The sequence below is a fragment of the Pseudomonas sp. A39 genome (genome assembly GCF_058145955.1).
Genome location: NZ_JBYVMD010000107.1, coordinates 1 through 1,604, shown reverse-complemented (window position 1 = coordinate 1,604; position 1,604 = coordinate 1). Strand labels below are relative to the sequence as shown.

2 protein-coding genes are annotated in these 1,604 nt (G+C 55.9%); both read right to left on the bottom strand.

The features are described 5' to 3' along the window. Nucleotides 1–31: 31 nt before the first annotated feature. Nucleotides 32–1,105 (bottom strand): cell envelope integrity protein TolA, encoded by a 1,074-nt coding sequence (tolA, locus tag AC3ZU9_RS31370; RefSeq protein WP_015885608.1) that lies wholly within the window; start codon nucleotides 1,103–1,105, stop codon nucleotides 32–34. Continuing rightward, complete coding sequence (gene tolR, locus AC3ZU9_RS31365; protein ID WP_161793227.1) at nucleotides 1,105–1,557, bottom strand: protein TolR; 453 nt, start codon at nucleotides 1,555–1,557, stop codon at nucleotides 1,105–1,107. Before tolR ends, tolA begins: the two co-directional genes overlap by 1 nt. Nucleotides 1,558–1,604 lie beyond the last annotated feature (47 nt).

Sequence of the window (1,604 nt, the reverse complement as noted above, 5' to 3'; positions counted from 1 at the left end):
ATAACGACAAGCATTCCTCGAAGAAGGTTTCTCACAAGGCTAGATCCTCAGGTGTGAATGTCATCTTGAATGAACGATAGGGAGCGAAGTCGCTTGGTTTCATTCCCTGCATCTCGGTCAACCGGCCAATGTTCTTGACCGCGGCAACCGCCGAACTGTCGAACGAACCGTCACCACTGGACTTGGCCACGCTGACCGAAGTCACCGTACCGTCCGGCAACATGCCGATCTGCAGCACTACTGTCATGCCTTTACGCGCCGAAGGTGGACGTGTCCAACCCTCTGCTGCCCGCGCCCGAATCAGGTCGTCGAAACTGCCCGCGACATCATCGCCCTGCTCATCGGCCAAGGCTTGCTGACGCTGAGGCGTGTCGGAAAGCAAATCTGCCAAGGCCTGGGCCTTTTTCTCTTCGGCGGATTTACGCGCTGCTTCCTGGGCCTTTTTCTTGGTGGCATCGGCGGCAGCTTTCTTCTTCGCGTCGTCGGCGATTTTCTTCTTCGCCTCGTCTGCTTCAGCTTTTTTCTTGGCGTCTTCGGCGGCTTTCTTCTTCGCGTCTTCGACTATTTTCTTCTTGGCGTCTTCAGCGGCCTTTTTCTTGGCCTCTTCTTCAGCAGCTTTCTTGGCTTCTTCTTCAGATTTCTTCTTGGCTATATCAGCCAATTGTTTCTCTTCGGCTTTTTTAGCTTCGGCAGCCTTCTCGGACTTTTTGGCTTCATCAGCCTTTTTCGCCTCGTCGGCCTTCTTGGCTTCGTCTGCCTTTTTCGATTCCTCGGCCTTTTGAGCCGCCTCTTCTTTCTTTTGTTCCGCAGCAGCCTTCACCGCTTCCTGCTCGACCTTCTTCTGTTCCATCTGTTCGACTTCAGTCTGGCGCGCAGCCGACTTCTGGGCCTCACCCGCAATCTTCTGATTGGTCTGGGTGGTGGCCTGGCTTTTCGATTTCAGCTGATACAGGGTCGCCTGCACGATCGGCTTGGCTGGCGGCAGGTCCGGGGTCATGGCAAAGCTGACGAACAGCATGCCAAACACCAGGACGTGCAGGGCAATCGCCCAGACGCTAGGCCAGAAGAAGCTTTCCGAGGCGGACGGCTCTCGCTGTTGCTGCATCAGGGCGCCTCGGTAATCAAGCCAACGTTACCCACGCCGGCCTTCTGCAGCCCGCCCATGGCGCCCATGACAGAGCCGTAGTCGACCGATTTGTCGCCACGGATGAACACCTGGGTGTGCTTGCCGCCTTCGTTGCCGGAGCGAATGATCTTGGTCACGGCATCGGTCATCGCGGGCAAGGTCAGGGCCTTGTCTTGCTGCTTCTGCGTGTCGACTTCGCTGCCAAGGTTCCAGTAATAGGTCTTGTCAGCCTTGATCGAAATGGTCAGGACTTGAGTGTTGTTGTCTTGCGGCAAGGCTTCACTGGAAACCTTGGGCAGATCAACCTTCACGCCCTGGTTGAGCATCGGCGCGGTCACCATGAAGATAACCAGCAGCACCAGCATCACGTCGATGTAAGGCACTACGTTCATCTCGGCGACCGGCTTGCGCTTTTTGCGAGCTCGAGCGATTAAAGCCATTGGGAATTACCTGCTTATTCTTCGCTGGTGTGCACTTT

Coding starts and splice junctions, on each gene's coding strand:
- tolA (WP_015885608.1), bottom strand. CDS start 1,105: ATGCAGCAACAGCGAGAGCCGTCCGCCTCGGAAAGCTTCTTCTGGCCT.